The sequence below is a fragment of the Citricoccus sp. genome, assembly GCF_032154715.1.
In the GTDB taxonomy this organism is placed as follows: Bacteria; Actinomycetota; Actinomycetes; order Actinomycetales; family Micrococcaceae; genus Citricoccus.
In genome coordinates this window covers 1-18,442 of sequence record NZ_JALDXU010000065.1, presented here as the reverse complement: position 1 = coordinate 18,442, position 18,442 = coordinate 1, and the positions used below count along the sequence as shown (strand labels likewise).

General features: G+C 69.9%; 10 protein-coding genes. 7 read left to right on the top strand and 3 right to left on the bottom strand.

Annotated features, from left to right (window positions below):
• Together RUH65_RS11185 and RUH65_RS11180 are read left to right on the top strand one after the other, a co-directional pair.
• The coding region (locus RUH65_RS11185; protein ID WP_313817496.1) for a PD-(D/E)XK nuclease family protein at window positions 1-1,696 on the top strand (1,696 nt) is incomplete at its 5' end.
• Window positions 1,693-5,202, top strand: coding sequence for an ATP-dependent DNA helicase (locus tag RUH65_RS11180; RefSeq protein ID WP_313817495.1), 3,510 nt, complete (start codon window positions 1,693-1,695; stop codon window positions 5,200-5,202). The genes RUH65_RS11185 and RUH65_RS11180, both read left to right, overlap by 4 nt.
• Before the next feature lie 105 nt (window positions 5,203-5,307).
• Here RUH65_RS11180 and RUH65_RS11175 read toward each other — a convergent pair whose 3' ends face one another.
• Window positions 5,308-6,723 carry a phosphotransferase gene (locus RUH65_RS11175; RefSeq protein WP_313817494.1) on the bottom strand — a complete coding sequence of 472 codons (1,416 nt, stop codon included), beginning with the start codon at window positions 6,721-6,723 and terminating at the stop codon, window positions 5,308-5,310.
• Between the two features lie 197 nt (window positions 6,724-6,920).
• Between RUH65_RS11175 and nudC the strand changes: the two genes are divergently transcribed.
• Together nudC and RUH65_RS11165 are read left to right on the top strand one after the other, a co-directional pair.
• Window positions 6,921-7,931 (top strand): NAD(+) diphosphatase, encoded by a 1,011-nt coding sequence (nudC, locus tag RUH65_RS11170; protein ID WP_313817492.1) that lies wholly within the window; start codon window positions 6,921-6,923, stop codon window positions 7,929-7,931.
• Window positions 7,932-7,951: 20 nt separating this feature from the next.
• Window positions 7,952-10,138 (top strand): ATP-dependent DNA helicase UvrD2, encoded by a 2,187-nt coding sequence (locus tag RUH65_RS11165; RefSeq protein ID WP_313817491.1) that lies wholly within the window; start codon window positions 7,952-7,954, stop codon window positions 10,136-10,138.
• 59 nt (window positions 10,139-10,197) lie between these two features.
• On the opposite strand, the gene RUH65_RS11160 is transcribed toward RUH65_RS11165, so the two are convergent.
• Window positions 10,198-11,280, bottom strand: a complete 1,083-nt coding sequence (locus RUH65_RS11160) for a ThiF family adenylyltransferase (RefSeq protein WP_313817490.1) — start codon at window positions 11,278-11,280, stop codon at window positions 10,198-10,200.
• 222 nt (window positions 11,281-11,502) lie between these two features.
• On the opposite strand from RUH65_RS11160, the gene RUH65_RS11155 reads away from it, so the two are divergent.
• Window positions 11,503-12,189: a M48 family metallopeptidase gene (locus RUH65_RS11155; RefSeq protein WP_313817489.1), complete on the top strand. Its 687-nt coding sequence runs from the start codon at window positions 11,503-11,505 to the stop codon at window positions 12,187-12,189.
• A 48-nt stretch (window positions 12,190-12,237) separates the two neighbouring features.
• Here the strand turns inward: RUH65_RS11155 and RUH65_RS11150 are convergent, their stop codons facing one another.
• Window positions 12,238-13,665 carry a zinc-dependent metalloprotease gene (locus tag RUH65_RS11150; RefSeq protein ID WP_313817488.1) on the bottom strand — a complete coding sequence of 476 codons (1,428 nt, stop codon included), beginning with the start codon at window positions 13,663-13,665 and terminating at the stop codon, window positions 12,238-12,240.
• 218 nt (window positions 13,666-13,883) lie between these two features.
• On the opposite strand from RUH65_RS11150, the gene RUH65_RS11145 reads away from it, so the two are divergent.
• Both RUH65_RS11145 and RUH65_RS11140 read left to right on the top strand, forming a co-directional pair.
• Window positions 13,884-15,065, top strand: coding sequence for a S16 family serine protease (locus tag RUH65_RS11145; protein ID WP_313817487.1), 1,182 nt, complete (start codon window positions 13,884-13,886; stop codon window positions 15,063-15,065).
• Window positions 15,066-15,433: 368 nt separating this feature from the next.
• Complete coding sequence (locus RUH65_RS11140; RefSeq protein ID WP_313817486.1) at window positions 15,434-18,376, top strand: UPF0182 family protein; 2,943 nt, start codon at window positions 15,434-15,436, stop codon at window positions 18,374-18,376.
• Window positions 18,377-18,442 lie beyond the last annotated feature (66 nt).

Here is an 18,442-nt window from a genome sequence, read left to right as displayed (position 1 = left end):
CCCGCCCGCCACTGCCGAGACCGTACTGTGGGCCCTGTGGGAGGCGTCGGACCGGCCTGCCCGATGGGAACGGGAAGCCGTGACCGGAACCGGCCCCGCAGCGCGGCGCGCCGACCGGGACCTGGACGCCGTCGTCGGACTCTTCCAGGCGGCCGAACGCTATGTGGACCAGTTCCCGGGGGCGTCCCCGCTGGCCTTCGCCGACTACATGGAGGCCCAGGACCTGCCGATGGACTCCCTGGCCTCGACGGCCGTCCAGGAGGGGTCCGTGTCCGTGGTGACGCCGGCCTCCGCGGCCGGGAGGGAATGGGACGTGGTGATCATCGCGGGACTGCAGGACGGCATCTGGCCCAACACCCGGTTGCGCGGCCAGCTGCTCGGCGCCACGGACCTCGCGGACGTGGCCCAGGGCAAGACGACCCGCATGGACCACCGCTCCCGGCTGGCGGAGGTGCGCCAGGATGAGTTGCGCAGCTTCGCCACCGCCGTCTCCCGAGCCCGGACCCGAGTCATCGGCATCGCCGTGTCCTCGGAGAACCACCAGCCCTCCGACTTCCTCGATCTCGTCGAACCCTGGAGGGATGTGGAGAACGAACGGCCCCTGACGGACGTGCCCCGGCCGCTCACCGCCGGTGCCCTCGTGGCCGGGCTACGCCGAGAGCTGGAGCAGGCTGCCAACGCCGGCCCGCAGCAGCGCGGTATGGTGGCCACCCCCGGCGTGATGGGGCACGGCACGGCATCAGCGTGGACGGAACCGGCGGTCGACGCCGGCCCGCCGGCCCGGGTGCGCGAGGCCGCCTCGGCCCTGTCCCGGCTGGCGGACGAGGGAATCCGCGGGGCAGATCCCGACCAGTGGTGGGGGCTGCTGCCCCTGTCCACCGAGCAGCCGCTCGTGGACACCGCCGTGACAGCGGTGCCGGTGTCGCCATCGCGGGTCGAATCGGCCCTGAAGTCACCGTTGAACTGGTTCATCTACCAGGCCGGGGGCCAGGCCGGAACCACCCAGGCCCAATCCATCGGCACCTTCATCCACGCCATCGCGGAACGCCATCCGGACGGTCCGGCCGAGAACCTCCTGGCCGAGCTGGAACGCCGGCTGCCGGAACTCGGCCTGGAGCCGGGCTGGGAGACCGAACGGGTGGCCGCCGATGCGCGGCGCATGATCGGCTACTTCGTCGGGTATCTGCGTCAGATGGAGAAGGACGGCCGGTCGAGGGTCGCCGTGGAGCACCAGTTCCACCAGGAGCTGGAGCGCGACGGCTTCCGGGTCCAGGTCAACGGCATCATCGACCGGCTGGAGCGGGACGCCGAGGGCCGGCCCTATGTGGTGGACCTCAAGACCGGAAAGCGGGCCCCCTCGAACGACGAGTTGCAGGAACTGCCCCAGCTGGGTGTCTACCAGGCGGCCATCGCTGCGGGGGCCCTTCCGGCGGAGGACTTCGAGAGGCCCACCGAACCGGGTGGGGCGGCGCTGGTCCAATTGCGGACCACCAACAAGAGCGTCAAGATCCAGGGACAGCCCGCGTTGGACCCGGGGCATCAGTGGGCGACCCAGCAGATCTTCACCGCGGCCCGCGCCATGATCGGGCCCCGGTACCTCGCGATCCACGGCGGTGCCGACCACCCCGGTTGTGCCCTGCCCGCCATCTGCCCGATCCACAGCAACGGAAGGCAAACCACCGAATGGCACCGATGAGTCCCGACGTGCGCACGGCCCGGTACAGCCCCGAAGACCTGTCCCGGCTACTGGGACAGCATGAGCCCACCGCCGAGCAGGCGGCCGTCATCACCTCACCCCTGGAGCCTCGGCTCGTGGTGGCCGGGGCCGGCTCCGGGAAGACCGCGACCATGTCCGACCGGGTGGTGTGGCTGGTGGCCAACGGCTTCTCGGCCCCGGACCAGGTGCTCGGCGTGACCTTCACGCGCAAGGCCGCCGGAGAGCTGGCCCAGCGCATCAACCGCAAGCTCGACCTGCTGGTCGAATCGGGTCTGGACCTGTCCCCGGTAACGCCTGACGTCGAGACGGAGGGCGGCCTGATCACAGAGGGACCTGCCCGCGCCAGCGTGTCCACCTATCACTCCTATGCGAACATGCTCGTGCGGGATCACGGGATGCGTATCGGCCTGGAGCCGGACACGGACATGATCGGCGAGGCCCAGTCGTACCAGCTGGTCTCTCGCATCGTGCGCGCCTATGAGGGAGACCTCGGCTTCGCGAACATCCCGGCCTCCACCGTGGTGAAGGGGACCATCAAGCTGGCCGCGGACTGTGCCGAGCACCTCGTCGAACCGGACGAGGTCGAGAGGTGCCTGGCCGAGAAGCAGTCTTTCGGTGAGAACCTGCCATTCAGTGAGCAGGCCGTCGAGGGCAGCAACGCCACGGTGGCCTCGGTGTTCACCATGCTCCGGTTGCGCCGGGTCATGTCCGAGCTCGTGGTCGCGTACCGCCAGGCCAAGCTCGACGCCGGCGTCATGGACTTCGGCGACCTGGTCCGGTTCGCCGCTCGGATCGCCCAAGAGGTCCCCGCCGTCGGGGAGATCGAACGTTCCCGCTACCGGGTGGTGCTGTTGGACGAGTTCCAGGACACCTCCCATGCCCAGCTGGAGCTGTTCCGCGGGTTGTTCGGGGTGGACGGCCACCCGGTCACCGCCGTCGGCGACCCCCACCAGTCCATCTATGGTTTCCGCGGGGCCTCCGCCGGCCAGCTGTTCTCCTTCCCGCACAGCTTCCCGGTGACCGGCTCGGAGGGTGCGGCGGGCCCGGCGCCCGTCAGCTACCTGACGACGGCGTGGCGCAACTCCCTCACCGTGCTCGCGGCGGCCAACACGGTGGCGGACCCGCTGCGTCGTGAACCGGTGGGCGGAATACAGGTCAAGCCGTTGGAGCCGTCGCCGGTGGCCGTCGAGGGCGAGGTCCGGGCCTCCTGGCTGCCGGACTCCGAGCAGGAGGCGGCGGCCGTCGTCGCGGCCCTGAAGGAGTCCGCACGCCAGGACCTGCCCGTGGCGGAACGGCCCACGCGGGCGATCCTGTGCCGTACCCGTAGCCAGTTCGAACCGCTCATGGAGACCATGGACGCCGCCGGGGTGCCCTATGAGGTGCTCGGGCTGTCCGGGCTGCTGTCCGTGCCCGAGGTAGCAGACCTCATCGCTGTGCTGCAGGTCATCTCCGATCCGAGCCGGTCCGATCACCTGATGCGCCTGCTGGCCGGTGCCCGCTGGCGCATCGGAGCGGCCGACCTGGTGGTATTGCAGGAGCGGGCCGCGATGCTCGCCCGCGCCCGGCGCGTCAGACCAGGGGAGACCGACGGCGGTGACGCCGCAGAGCAGGACACCTCACCGGAGGAGGACGCGGAGTCCTCCTCCCTGATCGAGGCCCTGGACTGGCTGCCGGACCCGCACTGGACGAGCCGGTCCGGACGGAGCTTCAGCGCCCCTGGCCGGGAGCGGCTGGAGCGGCTGTCACGGGAACTGCGCTACCTGGCCGGACAGACCGGGCTGGACTTGACGGCCCTGATCCGGCTGGCCGAGAGCACCCTCGGGCTCGACATCGAGGTCGCGGCGAGACCGGGACAGTCCGGGGTCACCGCCCGCCGGCACCTGGACGCCTTCCTGGACGCGGCCCGGGACTTCACCAACGGCGCCGCCGAAGGGTCTGGCTCAGACCTCACGGCGTTCCTGGCCTGGCTCGAGGCGGCCGAAGAACGCGAGAAGGGCCTGGGCATCGCCGGCGTGGAGCCCCGCCATGATGCCGTCCAGCTGCTCACGGCCCACGCCTCCAAGGGGCTGGAATGGGACGTCGTGGCCGTGCCGGGACTGGTGGACGGGCAATTCCCCGGCAAGACCTTCGACACCTGGACCTCCGAACGCTCCGGACATCTGCCCTGGGACCTGCGCGGCGACCGGCACAGCCTCCCGCAGTGGAACACGGACTGGGCGAACCAGCGGGACTGGGCCGGGCACGCCGTCGGGTGGTTCCTCAAGGGCCAGAAGGAGAACTACCCGGACTCCTACAAGGACAGTGCCGCCGTCCACCATCTGCAGGAGGAGCGGCGCCTGGCCTATGTGGCCTTCACGCGGGCCAGGACGCTCCTGCTGCTCAGCGGCAGCCACTGGCGCGGTGTCACCAAGACCCCGTCCACGCCCTCTCCGTTCCTGCAGGAAATCGTCGACTCCAGCAGCGTCCACGTCATCATCGGTCCCTGGACGGACCCCTCGGAGGTAGGGGAGGAGAACCCCTTCGCAGAGCGCACCTTGTCCGCCTGGTGGCCCTTCGACCCGCTGGACGGTCCCGAGGTGCTCGTCATGGACCCCGAGGCCCCCGGTGACCTCGACCGGGCGACGGCCCTGCCACCGAGGTCTCGGCCCCGCAGGGCCGCGCTGGAGACGGCAGCCGGCTGGGTGCGGGACGCCGAACCACTGCGTGTTGAGTCAGAACAGACCGAGGCACATCAGACCGAGAACGACCCGGCAGAGGCCGGTGAAGATGAGCCGGCCGGTGATCTGGCCCGCCAGGTGGAATGGGTCCTCGAACGGTCCACGCCGGTGAACCACCGGGGAAACCTGGTCGAGTTGCCCAGCCACGTCAGTGCCTCGACGTTCGTGGAGATGGCCACCGATCCCGAGGCCCTGGCCCGCCAGCTCCGGCGGCCGATGCCCCGCCCGCCGGCCCATGCCGCCCGGCGGGGAACGGCCTTCCACGCCTGGGTGGAGGACCACTTCGGCAGCACCGGCATGCTGGACTTCGACGACCCGGAGGACTCGGCTGACCACTGGGTGGAGGATGCCCTGGACCTGGAACCCATGAAACAGAGCTTCCTGGCCAGCCGTTGGGCGGACCGGGTGCCTGCCTACATCGAGCCACCGGTGGAGACCACGGTCGGGGGAGTCACCCTGCGTGGCCGCATCGATGCCGTGTTCCGCGAGGGTGGTTCACCTCACGAGCCGAACGACGCGCAGGCGCGATGGGAGCTCGTCGACTGGAAGACCGGCGCGGTGCCCTCCGGCCGGGACCTGGAGGTCAAGTCCCTGCAGCTGGCCGTCTACCGGCTGGCCTGGTCACGGCTGCACAGCATTCCACTGGAGAACATCAGTGCCAGCTTCGTCTACGTGGCGCACGGCACGGAACGTGCCCTGCACAACCTGGCCGGCGAGGCGGAGCTCGAGGCGATCCTGGCGGGGGCGGTCATGTCCCAGCGCGACTGATCCACGGCTCCGGCGGTCCGGTCGTCACCGGTATCAGGCCGGAGCTGATGGACGATCGCCGACGCACGGTGCACCGGCTCCACTCCGGAAGACTCAACTGCCCGGTCAGGATGGGTTCGTGGTCCGGCGGATGTCGAGCTGCCGGACCTCGTCCAGGTCCAGGGCCGTGGTCGGAGGCCCCTCCGGGTGCGGCGCCTCGGCGTGGTCTTCAGCCTCTTCCGGGGCCTCAGCCTCGCTCGGATGGCCGGACTCGGCCTCATCTGCCGCCAGCTCGTCCGGCCGCGGCCCCTGCTCCGCACCCTCGCCTGCCGCGTCATGTACCGACTGACCTGCCTCCGGCTCATCATCCGTGCCGTCCGGGTCGGCGGAAGGTGCGTGATCAGTGATGACGGCATCGTCCTCACCGGTGCCGTCCCCGGCGTCGTCGGCAGGCTCAGCGATGCTGGCGGCAACCACGCCCTGCGGACGCGCAGCGGGCTCGACGGCCGGTGCGACTGCGGGTGCAGCTGTGGCTCCTACGGAGGGCGCAACAGCGGGCTTGACTGGTGGGGTGGCTGGTTCGGTGGCGGCACGCCCCGCGGAGGACCCGGCGGGGGCAGCGCTGATGACCTGCCCGCCGTGTTCCTCCACATCCGCCTCCAGCTCCTGCAGCATGGCCTCGGCCTCGGCGGCCATCTCCTCGTCATCGGCGGCGATGCCCCGGACGAGCCATTGGGCCAGGGCGAACTCGGCCGCCAGGACGGCCCGGCGCAACAGATGCCCGTCCTGGATGGTTCCCCCGGACCGGTGCTGCCAGTAGGCCGTGACCACCTGGTCCGTGAACTCCTGGTTCCCGGAGGACGCCAGCCAGGCGAAGTCCTCGGCCGGATCGCCGATGTGCAGATCGGTCCACCCGGTCACCGACACGAGTCGGGCCTGGTCCACGAGCAGGTTGTCCTCGTGCAGGTCTCCGTGGGCCACCACGGGAGAGAAATCCCAGAGCTCCATCTCCTCCAGTGCGTTCTCCCAGCGACGCAGCAGCACGGCGGGGATGCGGCCCGTGGTCGCGGCCTGGTCCAGCTCATTCAGCCGGCGTTGGCGGAACTGGTCCGCGGTGTAGACGGGCAGGTCGGCGTTCTCGACGACGGCGGCCGGTAGGGCGTGCACCGCGGCGATCACGCGGCCGATGTCATCGGGAGTCTTGCCGCCAAGCTCGGTGAGGTCTTCAAGCTCCATCTCCTCGCCCGGCATGTCGTGGTAGACGAAGGTGCGCATACCGTCGAGGCGAACCGCCCCGGCCACGGACGGCACCCGGAACGGCAGTCCGGCGCGGATGCCGGGCGTGAAGCCGGACAGCACCTGCAGCTCGGTCTCCAACCGCATCGCCGCCTCCTCGTGGAGCGGGGACCGCACCCGCCACCGGCTTCCCTGGCGGTCGAAGACGACCGCGGCCGAGAAGTCCCGGGGATCGTCCGGGGAGCCGACCACACCGGTCGGGGACAGATCGGGGATGGCGGCGCTGGCCAAAGCAGCAAGTTCCATGGGCGTACGGTTCACACCCACCACCGTACTTTCCCGCCCCGGCGGCGGAGGGGCTCAGGTGCGGCGAGTCGCCGAATGACCGGCCGAGGCGGACACGACGGTGGGGCGCTGCGGCGGTTCCTGCAGGAGTCGGCGGTGCTCCACAGTCGCTACCGGATCGACGCAACGGCGTCCGCACTGGGCGGTACCGTGGAGGCATGCGCACCTCGGACGACATCCTTCCCGCCCTCGGCCGGCTCCCCCTGGCTCGGGAGAATGTGGACCGGGGTTGCGAGGAACGGGCCCGCGAGGGATGGCTGGACCAGGTCTGGGAGCAGCCAGACGCTCGCGTCCTGTGGTTGATCGGCGGCCGGGCGCCCGTGCTCGGCGGCCAATTGGTCCTGGTCCGCCCGGACGGAGACCTCCCGGACGACGCCGTGTACCTCGGGCGTTCGGCGACCGACGCCGAGCAGGAGGTCCACGGAAGCGATCAGGAAACCCGGTCCCGAGCCGAACTGATCCTGCTCGTCGCCGACGAGCAGCCCACTCTCACGAGGGGGGAGGCCGGCGGCCGGCCCGTGGACCAGCCGGAGGACGTCGCCTGGGTCGGCCTGCGGGATGCGGCAGCGGCCCTGACGGACCGGGACGCCGGGGTCTTCGTCGAGGCCGTGGCGATCGCCAACTGGCATGCCGGGCACACGCATTGCCCGCGGTGCGGCACCCCGACCGCGATCACCCAATCGGGGTGGGTCCGGGTGTGTCCCCAGGACCGCTCGGAGCACTTCCCGCGCACCGACCCGGCCATCATCGTGACGGTCACCGACCGGGACGACCGGGTGCTGCTGGGCAACAACGCCGCCTGGGGGCCCGCGATGTACTCGACCCTGGCCGGCTTCGTGGAACCGGGGGAGTCGCTCGAGGCAGCGGTCATCCGTGAGGTCCACGAGGAATCGAACCTGCGCATCCACTCACCCGTGTACCTGGGATCCCAGCCGTGGCCGTTCCCGCAGTCCCTCATGCTGGGCTACACGGCGGTGACGGACCATCCTGACGAGGCCGACGCGGACCGGGACGAGGTCGCCCACGTGCGGTGGTTCACGCGAGCGGAACTGGAGGAGACGGTGGCCAGCGGAGACATCACCATCCCCGGGGCCGCGTCCATCTCCCGCGCCCTGATCGAACACTGGTACGGCGGGCCGCTGCCCGAACCGCGCACCCTGCAGAACTGAACGACACCCTCCGGAGGACCGTGACCGACCACCCCGATATCGCCACAGACATCCTGGCGGGCCTGGACGCCGAGCAGCGCCAGGCCGCGACCACCCTCAACGGGCCCCTGTGCATCCTGGCCGGGGCTGGGACGGGCAAGACGCGTGCCATCACCCACCGCATCGCCCACGGCGTACAGACCGGCGTCTACGACCCACACCGCACCCTGGCGCTGACCTTCACGGCCCGGGCCGCCGCCGAGATGCGCACCCGGTTGCGGGACCTCGGCACCCATGGGGTCCAGGCGCGGACCTTCCACTCGGCCGCCCTGCGCCAGCTCCAGTACTTCTGGCCCCAGGCGGTCGGCGGAGCCGTCCCCGAGCTCGTGGACCACAAGGTCAACATGCTCGCCGAGGCCGCCCGGCGCCTGCGCACCACCACGGACCGCGCCGCGCTGCGCGACCTGGCCGGCGAGATCGAGTGGGCCAAGGTCTCCATGCGGACCCCGGATTCGTATGCCGCCGCAGCGGCCGGTCGGGAGATGCCGACCGGGTGGGACGCCAACGGCGTGGCCCGGCTGTTCCAGGGGTATGAGGACGTCAAGACGGACCGGAATCTGATCGACTTCGAGGACGTCCTGCTGATCATGGTGGGTATCCTGGAGACGGAACCGAAGATCGCCGCCCAGGTGCGGGACCAGTACCGCGTGTTCATCGTGGACGAGTACCAGGACGTCTCACCCCTGCAGCACCGGTTGCTGGATCTCTGGTTGGGCGGACGGAACGAGCTGTGCGTGGTCGGAGACGCCTCCCAGACCATCTACTCCTTCACCGGGGCCACCTCCCGCTTCCTGCTCGACTTCCGCCAGGAACACCCCGACACCACGATGGTCAAGCTCGTGAGGGACTACCGGTCCACCCCCGAGATCGTGGACCTCGCCAACCGGCTGTTGTCCGAACGAACGCGGCAACGGGTGCCCGTGCCAGGGCCGGACGGCGTCCGAGGGCAGATGCCGCGATGGGCCGAACCCCTGGAGCTCGTGTCCCAGCGGGATCACGGCCCGGCGCCGGTGTTCGCCGAATGCTCAGACGATGAGGCCGAGGCCGGCTGGATCGCTGCCCAGGTGAAGCAACTGCTCGACGAGGGTATCCAGGCCGCAGAGATCGCGGTCCTGTTCCGCACGAACGGCCAGTCCCAGGCGTTCGAGTCCGCTTTTGCCGCCGCCGGCATCGGCTACCAGCTCCGGGGTGGAGAACGGTTCTTCTCCCGACGTGAGATCAGGGACGGCATCCTGCAGTTGCGGGCCGCGGCCCGGTCCGCCCAGGACGTCTCCGGTGATCAGGTCCCCGGCCGGGTCAAGGATGTCCTGGCGTCCCTGGGCTATACCGAGGCGGCTCCGCAGGCCTCGGGTGCCACCCGCGAGAAATGGGAATCGCTCAACGCCCTGGTCGCCCTGTCCGAGGAGTTGGCCACCACCCGTGGTGACCAGTTCACCCTCACCGACCTCGTGGCCGAGCTGGACGAGCGCGCGGCCAGCCAGCACGCGCCCACCGTCCAGGGCGTCACCTTGGCCTCCCTCCACTCGGCCAAGGGCCTGGAATGGGATGCGGTCTTCCTCGTCGGACTCTCCGAGGGCCTCATGCCGATCAGCTTCGCGGACACGCAGGAGGACATCGACGAGGAGCGGCGACTGCTCTACGTGGGCATCACCCGCGCCCGGCTGCGCCTGTTCCTCACCTGGACCCTCTCCCGCGGCACCGGCGGGCGCTCCACTCGCAAGCCCTCCCGCTTCCTGGACTCACTGGATCCCGAGGCGGACTCCCGGCACGGGGCCCGGAGCCAGGGCCGACGCCGGCCCGGCACCGCTGGCACGTCCGGCCCCGGTGGGCGGGGCTCCGGCCGCAAGCGCGCCCACCCAGCGCAGTGCCGATCCTGCGGCACGCTGCTGGAGACCGGGGCCGAGCGCAAGACCGGCCGATGCCTGGACTGCCCGCCGACCTACGACGAGGGATTGTTCGAGAATCTCAAGGCGTGGCGCCTGTCCACGTCTCAGGCCGCCTCCATGCCCGCCTTCGTGGTGTTCACGGATGCCACCCTGGTGGCGATCGCCGAGGCGGCACCGAGGACGCCCGCCGATCTGTTGCGCATCGCCGGGGTCGGCAAGTCCAAGCTGGAGAAGTACGGCGAGGACGTGCTCGAGCTCGTGAACGGCACGCCGTCGGCCTGATGGCTGCTGCCTGCTGCCTGTGGCCGCAGGATCTGGCTGCCTGACGGTGTGAGGCCGGATCAGCCGGGAACGGCACACCCGCACTCCGGGTGGGTGACCACCGTGAGCGTGTCGATGCGGCTGCCGTCTCCGTGCACGTGCAGGACCGTACCCGCCGGGGCCGTTCCCGTCTCGGCCCATCGGATGACCTGGCGGGCCGCCAGCGCGCCGGCGATGGTCGCCACGGCCACGTCCTCACGGCCGGCCCGATGGTCCAGGAGGGCCGCGGTCCGCCGGCTCCGATCCGGATCCGCATCCCGGGCCGCGAGGTCCCAGCACAGGGGGCACCGCCCCTGACCGGGCACGAACCAGGGCCCGATGAGTGCGTCGTCGTCCCGCATCACCACCGGCAACACCGGATGGTCGGCCGTGCGGGCCAGAGCGATGTAGTCATAGTCCGCGGCACCCCGGGTGACGCTGACCGTGAGCGCACCCCCGGGGCCCGGGCGCACGGGGGAGGTGAGTGGCAGGACCACGGTGCCGAGGCCGGCGTCGTCCACGCGCCGTACCAACGCGACGGGCCGGCTCCGGCCGAGGTCGGGGGCCAGGTAGGCGGTACCGAGGTCAGCGGCCGTCACCCGCTGGGGATCCCACACCGCCAGCCGACCGATGCCGGCGGCGGCCAGGAGCCGTGCGATGACGGACCCGGTGCGTCCCAGTCCCAGGATCTGGATCTGGATGCTGTGCCGGCGGCCCAGGACCTCGGACATCCGCTCCAGTGCGTCGGTACCGCGACGGTCAGGGGTGCCGGCAGTGCCACCGGTGCCATCGGTTTTGGTGGGCGCCGCGTCTAAGGCCAGTACCAGCGCCAGGTCGTCGGCGAGCAGGTCGGCGGCATGGCCCGTGCCGGCCCGAGTGGGCGGATCATGCCACCGCAGGAAGGGTTCCAAGGACGACTCCAGGTCCCGGGCATCGGCAGGATCCAGGCCGCAACGGCGGGCGGTGTCCGCCTGCTGTCCGTCCGGGATCCCGTCCACGAGCCGCTGCAGGTACTGGACCGCAGACGCCGAGCAACCGGAGAGCTGGGTGGAGCGCATCCCCGAGCCGATCTGGACGAGGCCCTCGGCGATCTGGAACAGCGTGAGCCCGGGATCGAGACGCATGGAGTCCTCTTTCGTCAGGGGGTGGCGGGATGGAAGGGAGGATGGCCGGCCGTCGTCGGGCGGCTCCTCCACGGTGAAGCCGGGTTGGCCGACGCCGGTCGGTCCCTCCGGAAGGGGGCCGCCGTCTCATCGTGGCATCCACGCCGATCCGGCCCGTGAGGTTATCCACAGGGGGGGGAGTCGATGACCGCACCCGGGCGGGCACGAGGGCAGAATGGGACCATGACGCCCTCACGGCCCGATGCCCGGCCTTCCACGAGCACCCCGCCCCGCACCGCGTCCAGCACCGGCCGTCGCCGAGCGTCGGAGCCTGGCAACCACGGCCGGGAGGTCGAGGACCTGGAGGTGGAAGGCACCGTCGTGAGAATCGTGCGGTCCTCCCGGCGCACCCGCACCATCTCCGCTGCATGGCGTGACGGCCGGGTCCAGGTCTCGGTGCCGATGGGCCTGGGCGCCCAGGCGGAACGGGACTGGGCGCGCCGGATGCTGCAGAAGGTGGCCTCACGGCAACCGGCAGGGCCCCAGTCGGACGAGGACCTGCTGGCCCGCGCCCGGAAACTGGCCCGCACCTGGCTGGGCGGGGAGGTGGACCCCCGCGAGGTGGTGTGGTCCACCCGCCAGCAGCGCCGCTGGGGTTCGTGCACCCCGACGACGGGCCGCATCCGCATCGCCGCCGAGGTGGCGAGGATGCCCGGGTGGGTGCTGGACGGCGTCCTCGTGCATGAACTCGTGCACTTGCAGCACGGTGAGCATTCGGCGGCGTTCCACGCGATGGCGGGACGCTATCCGCGGCAGAAGGAGGCCATGGCCTTTCTCAACGGCGTCAGCCACGCGACCGGGCGGGGGCTGACCGGGCCGGACGGAGAACCGGACACCGGAGAACCGGACACCGGTGCGGGGATCGACTGACGGGGCCGTTGACCAGCCCGCGCTCCTGTCCTTCCCCGCTCCGGTGTCTTACTTCGTGTCGTCCCGGGTGGCTCCGTCGCCGTCGTTGAAGCCGCCGTCCAGGAGCTTGCGCAACTCGTCGTCCAAGCCGGCCGATTCCTGTTCGCGGGCCTCGCGCCGGGAGACGTAGCCGTCCGGGTCGTCCAGGTCTTCGGCGGTGGGCTGCAGGTCGGGATGGCGCCAGATGGTATCGCGGTACTCGCGACCGTTGACCTCGCCGATCTTCTCCCAGAGCGCGGCCGCCTCACGCAGTCGGCGTGGCCGCAGGTCCAAGCCGACCAGGGTGCCGAAGGCATGCTCCGCCGGGCCCCCGGTGGCCCGGCGCCGGTTGATGGTCTCCCGCAGGGCATTCGCCGCGTCCAGGGGCTTGGCGGCCTCGGTGACCACCACGTCCACCCAGCCCTCGATCAGCGCGAGGGTCAACTCGAGGCGCTCCAGGGCCGCCTTCTGCGTCCCGGTGGGCTCGGGGATGAACGATGCTCCGGCGAAGGCTTCCTGCATGGACTCCGGATCGGACGGGTCGATGGACCGGGCCGCCTCCTCGATCTTGGACATGTCGATGTGCACGCCCGAGGCATACTGCTCGATCGCCGCGTAGAGGTCCCTTTCCAGCCAGGGGGAGTGTACGAACAGGCGCATGCGGGCCACTTCCCGGAGGGCCAGGTAGATGCGGATCTGATCGTCCGGGACCTCGAGCCCGTCTCCGAACTCCTCAATGTTCACGGGGAGCATGGCCAACTGGTGCCCGGCCACCGGGAAGCCGGAGTCGGTTCCGGAGAGGACCTCCTGGGCGAGGGCGCCGACGGCCTGGCCCAGCTGGAGGCCGAACATGGTGCCGCCCATGTTCTGCAGCATCGGCTGCATGCCCTCCAGCATGCCCTTCATCTCCTCGGGCACCTGGCCCGGAAGCTGGTCCCTCATGGCCCGGGACATGGCCTCGGACATGGAGACGGCCACGGGTTCGGTGAGTCGTTGCCACGTGTCCATGGACGCCTCGACCCATTCTGCGCGGGACCAGGCCTTGCCGAGCAGGCCGGTGGACTCGATCTCCGTGGCGCCGTCCAACCAGAGTTCCGCCAGCCGTAGCGCCTCGTCGATCTCACGCCGGGCGAAGGTGCCGACGGTCGGGTCCTGCCCGGCGGCGGCCTGGCGCGCGGACTGCCGGGCCAGGGTCCAATTGACCGGCCCATCTTCCGGCGATGACTGCATCATGGTCTGGAACTGCTGCATCATCTGGCTCATCATGGCCGGATCCAGCTGGGAGGGGTCGAACGGAAGGCCTCCGGTGCCACCGGGTCCACCGGTGCCGCCCATCTGTTCGAGGGCACGGCGCAGTTCCTCGGGATCGGGCCCGCCCTCGCCGAACATGCGGCGGAGCATGTCGGACAGCGGGTCTTCGCCGTCGTGGGAACCGGGGCCGTTCGGGGGATTCGTCATGGCCACCAGCGTATCGGCGAGCCCTGACCGTGTCCGCAGTGAATCCACCGGTTCACTCTGGGCGCACAGGGCCATTGCGTCCCGCGCCACACCCTGCGCGTAGACCCCCTAGAATGGACGGAGACCAGAGCGGCCCGGACAGCGGGTCGTACGCCTCTGCCCACGGGTCGGGAGACCCACCGCCCCGGGGCAGTTTTCGTGAAGACAGGTGCCCTGACGTGTCAGAGACCGGACACCCGCCGACGTCGCCGCCGGCCGTGCCCGGTTCCGTGACCCCGTTCACTGACCAGGCACCGGCTGATGCGGCTCACCTGAAAGACGCCACTGACCTCACAGCCTGGACGCGTCGAGCCCAGGCAGGTCGGCGCCGTCGCCGCATCACCGCCGTGGCAGGTGCCGTGGCCGGCCTCCTGACCCTGACCGCCGTTGCCCTGCCCAGCCCCTTCATCATCGAGTCGCCCGGGCCGACCTTCAACACCATCGGCGAGTTCGAGGGTGAGCCGGTGATCACCGTCAACGGTGCTGAGACGTATCCGACGAACGGTCAGCTGGACCTGACCACGGTGTACGTGTCCGGGGCTCCGACCGGCTGGACGACGTTCCTGGACGTGATGCGCAGCTGGGTCGATCCCACCGCATCCGTGATCCCCCAGGAACTCGTCTACCCCTCCGGGACCACCTCGGAGGAGGTCAACGCAGAGAATTCCGCAGCCATGGCCACCTCCCAGAGCTGGGCCGTCGCGGCGGCGCTCGAGAACCTCGGCATCGACTACCGCCAGACCCTGTTCGTCGCCGGTTTCACCGAGGACTCCCAGGCGACCGACCTGCTGCAGCCGGAGGACCAACTGGTCACCGCAGACGGAATCGAGGTCACCGGGCTCGAGGGGCTGAAGAACCGGCTCAATGACTCCGGCGGTGAACCGGTCGACCTCGGCATCGTCCGGGACGGTCAGGAGCGCACCGTCGAGGTCCCCGTCTATGAAGGGGCCCAGGGGGAGTGGTTGATGGGCGTCTTCCTGGACTCGGATTTCGAGTTTCCGCTGGACGTGGCGATCACGCTGGAGAACGTCGGTGGTCCGAGCGCTGGGCTGATGTTCGCGCTCGGGATCGTCGATGAGCTGACTCCCGGGGCCATGGCCGGCGGTCAGCACCTCGCGGGCACCGGGACCATCGATCCGGACGGGACGGTCGGGGAGATCGGCGGCATCGTGCAGAAGGTCTCCGGCGCCCAGGCCGGCGGGGCGCGTCATTTCCTGGCGCCGGAGGGCAATTGCGCTGAGCTGGCGGGCAGTGTCCCCGAGGGCATCGAGGTCTATGCGGTGGCCACCCTCGAACAGGCCCGGACCGTGGTCGAGACCGTGGGGAGTGGTGAAACGCCGCAGGCACCGACGTGCGGCTGACAGGTGCGACGAGAAGTGAATCCCGGCGCGCCATGGCGCGGTGCAACACAGGACACGCAGGATACGCAAGACCAGAGACTTCGGCGGCCCCACCAGGCCGCCAACGCAGTGCAGGACACGACCGGCGCCAGGGCGCAGATGGGTAAGGACACGTGAGTTTCGGACAAGGGTTTGGCGGTCTCTTCGGAGGACCGGACGATGGACGCGGCAACGACCGCGGAACAGGGGGCTCCGGCGGCCTGTTCGGTGGCCCGGGAGGCGGCGGTCCGGGGGGCCCTGGTCGTCCTGGTGGCCCGGGGCAGCCGGCCGACCGCGGCGGTGATTCTGCCGGGGGACGCCCAGCCGGGTCCCGCCGCCCCTCGGCGCTGGTGCTCACCATCGTGGTGCTCGCCGTGCTCGTGGTCGCCTTCATGTTCTTCTCGGGCGTCTACACCGATGTCCTCTGGTACAACCAGGTGGACTTCTCCGAGGTGTTCTGGACCGAGATCTGGACCCGTGCCGCCTTGTTCGCGATCGGCGGTGTGCTCATGGGCGCAGCCGTCTGGCTGTCCATGTGGCTGGCCTGGCGGTCCCGGCCGCGCAACGTGCAGAGCCAGACCCGTGATTCCCTGGCGCAGTACCAGAAGCAGCTCGAGCCCATGCGCCGCCTGGTGTTCATCGGCATCCCCGTGGTGATCGGGTTCTTCGCCGGGTCTGCCGCCATGAACGGTTGGCAGGACGTACTGCTGTTCATCAATCAGGAGCCTTACGGCCAGGTGGACCCGGAGTTCGGCCTGGACTATATGTTCTTCATGGCGACCCTGCCGTTCCTCGGCCTGATCGTCGGATTCCTGGCGTCAGTCGTCCTGATCGCCGGCATCGCCGGACTGCTCGTGCACTACCTCTATGGCAGCATCCGGGTGAAGGAACAGGGCGGGATCGTCATCGAGTCCCCGGCCCGCATCCACCTGGGCGTCTTCGTCGCATTGTTCCTCCTGCTGCAGGCCGGCAACTACTGGCTGAACCGCTTCCGGACCCTGCAGTCGCAGGACGGGAACTGGGCCGGTGCCATGTACACCGACGTCAACGCCGTGATCCCGACCTCCACGATCCTCGCGGTGGCCGCCGCCCTCGTGGCCATCCTGTTCATCGTCACGGCCATCACCGGCAAGTGGCGGATCTCGCTGGTCGGCGCGGCAGGCCTGGTCATCGCCGCGATCGTGGCCGGTGCGGCCTACCCGTTCCTCATCCAGGAGTACCAGGTCAGGCCCTCCGAGGTGACGCTGGAACAGGACTACATCAACCGCAACATCGAGCACACCCGTGAGGCGTACGGGCTGGCCGACGTGGAGTCCACCGACTACGCCGGTGCCACCGACGCCGAGCCCGGAAGCCTGGCCGAGGAAGCGGACAACACCGAGAACATCCGCCTGATGGACCCGAACCTGCTCTCGCGGACGTTCGGCCAGTTGCAGCAGTTCCGGCCCTACTACGCCTTCCCAGAGACCCTGCACGTGGACCGCTACGACGTGGAGGGCGAGTCCCAGGACACCATCATCTCCGTCCGTGACGTCAACGTGGATCCCGCCTCGTCCTGGGTGAACCAGCACATCACCTACACCCACGGCTATGGCATGGTGGCCGCGGACGCCTCCGAGGTGGCCGCCGGTGGACGCCCGTCCTTCCTGCTCTCCGGGATCCCGACCTCGGGTGTCCTGGGCAGCGATGAGACCTATGAGCCGCGCATCTACTTCGGCATGAACTCCCCGAGTTACTCGATCGTGGGCGCCCCCGAGGGGGCCCCGGAGCGCGAGCGTGACCGTCCGCAGGATGCGGCCAGTGACCAGGACACCACCTATACCTTCACCGGTGAGGGCGGTCCGTCCGTGGGCGGCTTCTTCAACCAGCTGGTCTACGCCATCAAATTCGGCTCCACGGAGATCCTGTTGTCCTCGGACGTGAATTCCGAGTCACAGATCCTCTACGACCGCAGTCCGCTCGAGCGCGTCCAGAAGGTCGCGCCGTATCTGACCGTGGACTCCAACGCCTACCCGGCCATCGTGGACGGCCGCGTGCAGTGGATCGTGGAGGGGTACACCACCTCGGATAAATTCCCGTACTCCACCGCCCAGCAACTGGACTCGGCGACCCGGGACGGCCTGAACACGGATGCCACCGCCAATCTGTCCGGCCAGGTGAACTACATGCGCAACTCCGTCAAGGCCACCGTGGACGCCTATGACGGCTCGGTCAACCTGTACGCCTGGGACGAGGAGGACCCCTTGCTGAAGGCGTGGCAGAAGGTCTACCCGACCTCGCTGCAGCCGTACTCGGAGATGAGCGCCGAACTCATGGACCATGTGCGCTACCCCGAGGACATGTTCAAGGTCCAGCGGGAACTGCTTGGCCGTTACCACGTGACCAACCCGGTGGACTTCTACGAGAACAACGACGCCTGGTCCGTACCGGCCGATCCGACCCAGGACGATGACACGGTCAAGGTGCCGCCGTACTACATGACCCTGCGTATGCCGGGCAAGGATGAGCCGGCCTTCTCGCTGACCAGCACCTATATCCCGCAGCTCACCCAGGGCGCTCAGCAGCGCAACGTGCTCTACGGCTTCCTGTCCGCCAACGGCGACGCGGGAACCGGCGAGGACGGCCAGAAGGCCGAGGGCTATGGGCACATCCAGCTCCTGGAACTGCCCCGCCAGACGGCGATCCCCGGTCCCGGCCAGGCTCAGGCGAACTTCGACTCCAACGCCCAGGTCTCCCAGGAGCTGAACCTGCTGCGTCAGGGCGCGTCGGAGGTCATCAACGGCAACCTGATCACGTTGCCCGTGGCTGACGGCATCCTGTATGTCCAGCCGGTCTACATCCAGTCCACAGGTCCGACGTCCTACCCGACACTGCGCCGGGTCCTGGTGTCCTACGGTGACGAGGTCGGCTTCGCCAGCACGCTCGAGGAGGCCCTGGACCAAGTGTTCGGGGGCGACTCCGGTGCCCAGACGGCAGACGGGGCGGACCCGGAGGCGGAGCCGGGCGGTGAACCAGGTTCACAGCCGGAGGTCCCATCGACCCAGAGTCAACAGGAGCAACTCGGCCAGGCTCTCACCGACGCCAACGAGGCCATCCAGGCTTCCGAGGAGGCCATGGCCAACGGTGACTGGACCGCCTATGGTGAGGCCCAGACGCGCCTGAACGACGCGCTGTCCCGTGCCCTGGAGGCCGACGAGGCCATCCGTGGCGAGGTCACGCCGGACGAGGGCGCCGAGGCGCCCGCTGATGGTGAGCAGACCGAGCCGCCGGCGGAGGAGGGCACCGAGGGCTGACCCCTTCGACCCCGCCTCCTCGAAGGCCGCCCGCGAGTTCACGGCCAGCAGGCGCGCCAAGGTGGT

Coding starts and splice junctions, on each gene's coding strand:
- RUH65_RS11180 (WP_313817495.1), top strand. CDS start 1,693: ATGAGTCCCGACGTGCGCACGGCCCGGTACAGCCCCGAAGACCTGTCC.
- RUH65_RS11175 (WP_313817494.1), bottom strand. CDS start 6,723: ATGGAACTTGCTGCTTTGGCCAGCGCCGCCATCCCCGATCTGTCCCCG.
- nudC (WP_313817492.1), top strand. CDS start 6,921: ATGCGCACCTCGGACGACATCCTTCCCGCCCTCGGCCGGCTCCCCCTG.
- RUH65_RS11160 (WP_313817490.1), bottom strand. CDS start 11,280: ATGCGTCTCGATCCCGGGCTCACGCTGTTCCAGATCGCCGAGGGCCTC.
- RUH65_RS11155 (WP_313817489.1), top strand. CDS start 11,503: ATGACGCCCTCACGGCCCGATGCCCGGCCTTCCACGAGCACCCCGCCC.
- RUH65_RS11150 (WP_313817488.1), bottom strand. CDS start 13,665: ATGACGAATCCCCCGAACGGCCCCGGTTCCCACGACGGCGAAGACCCG.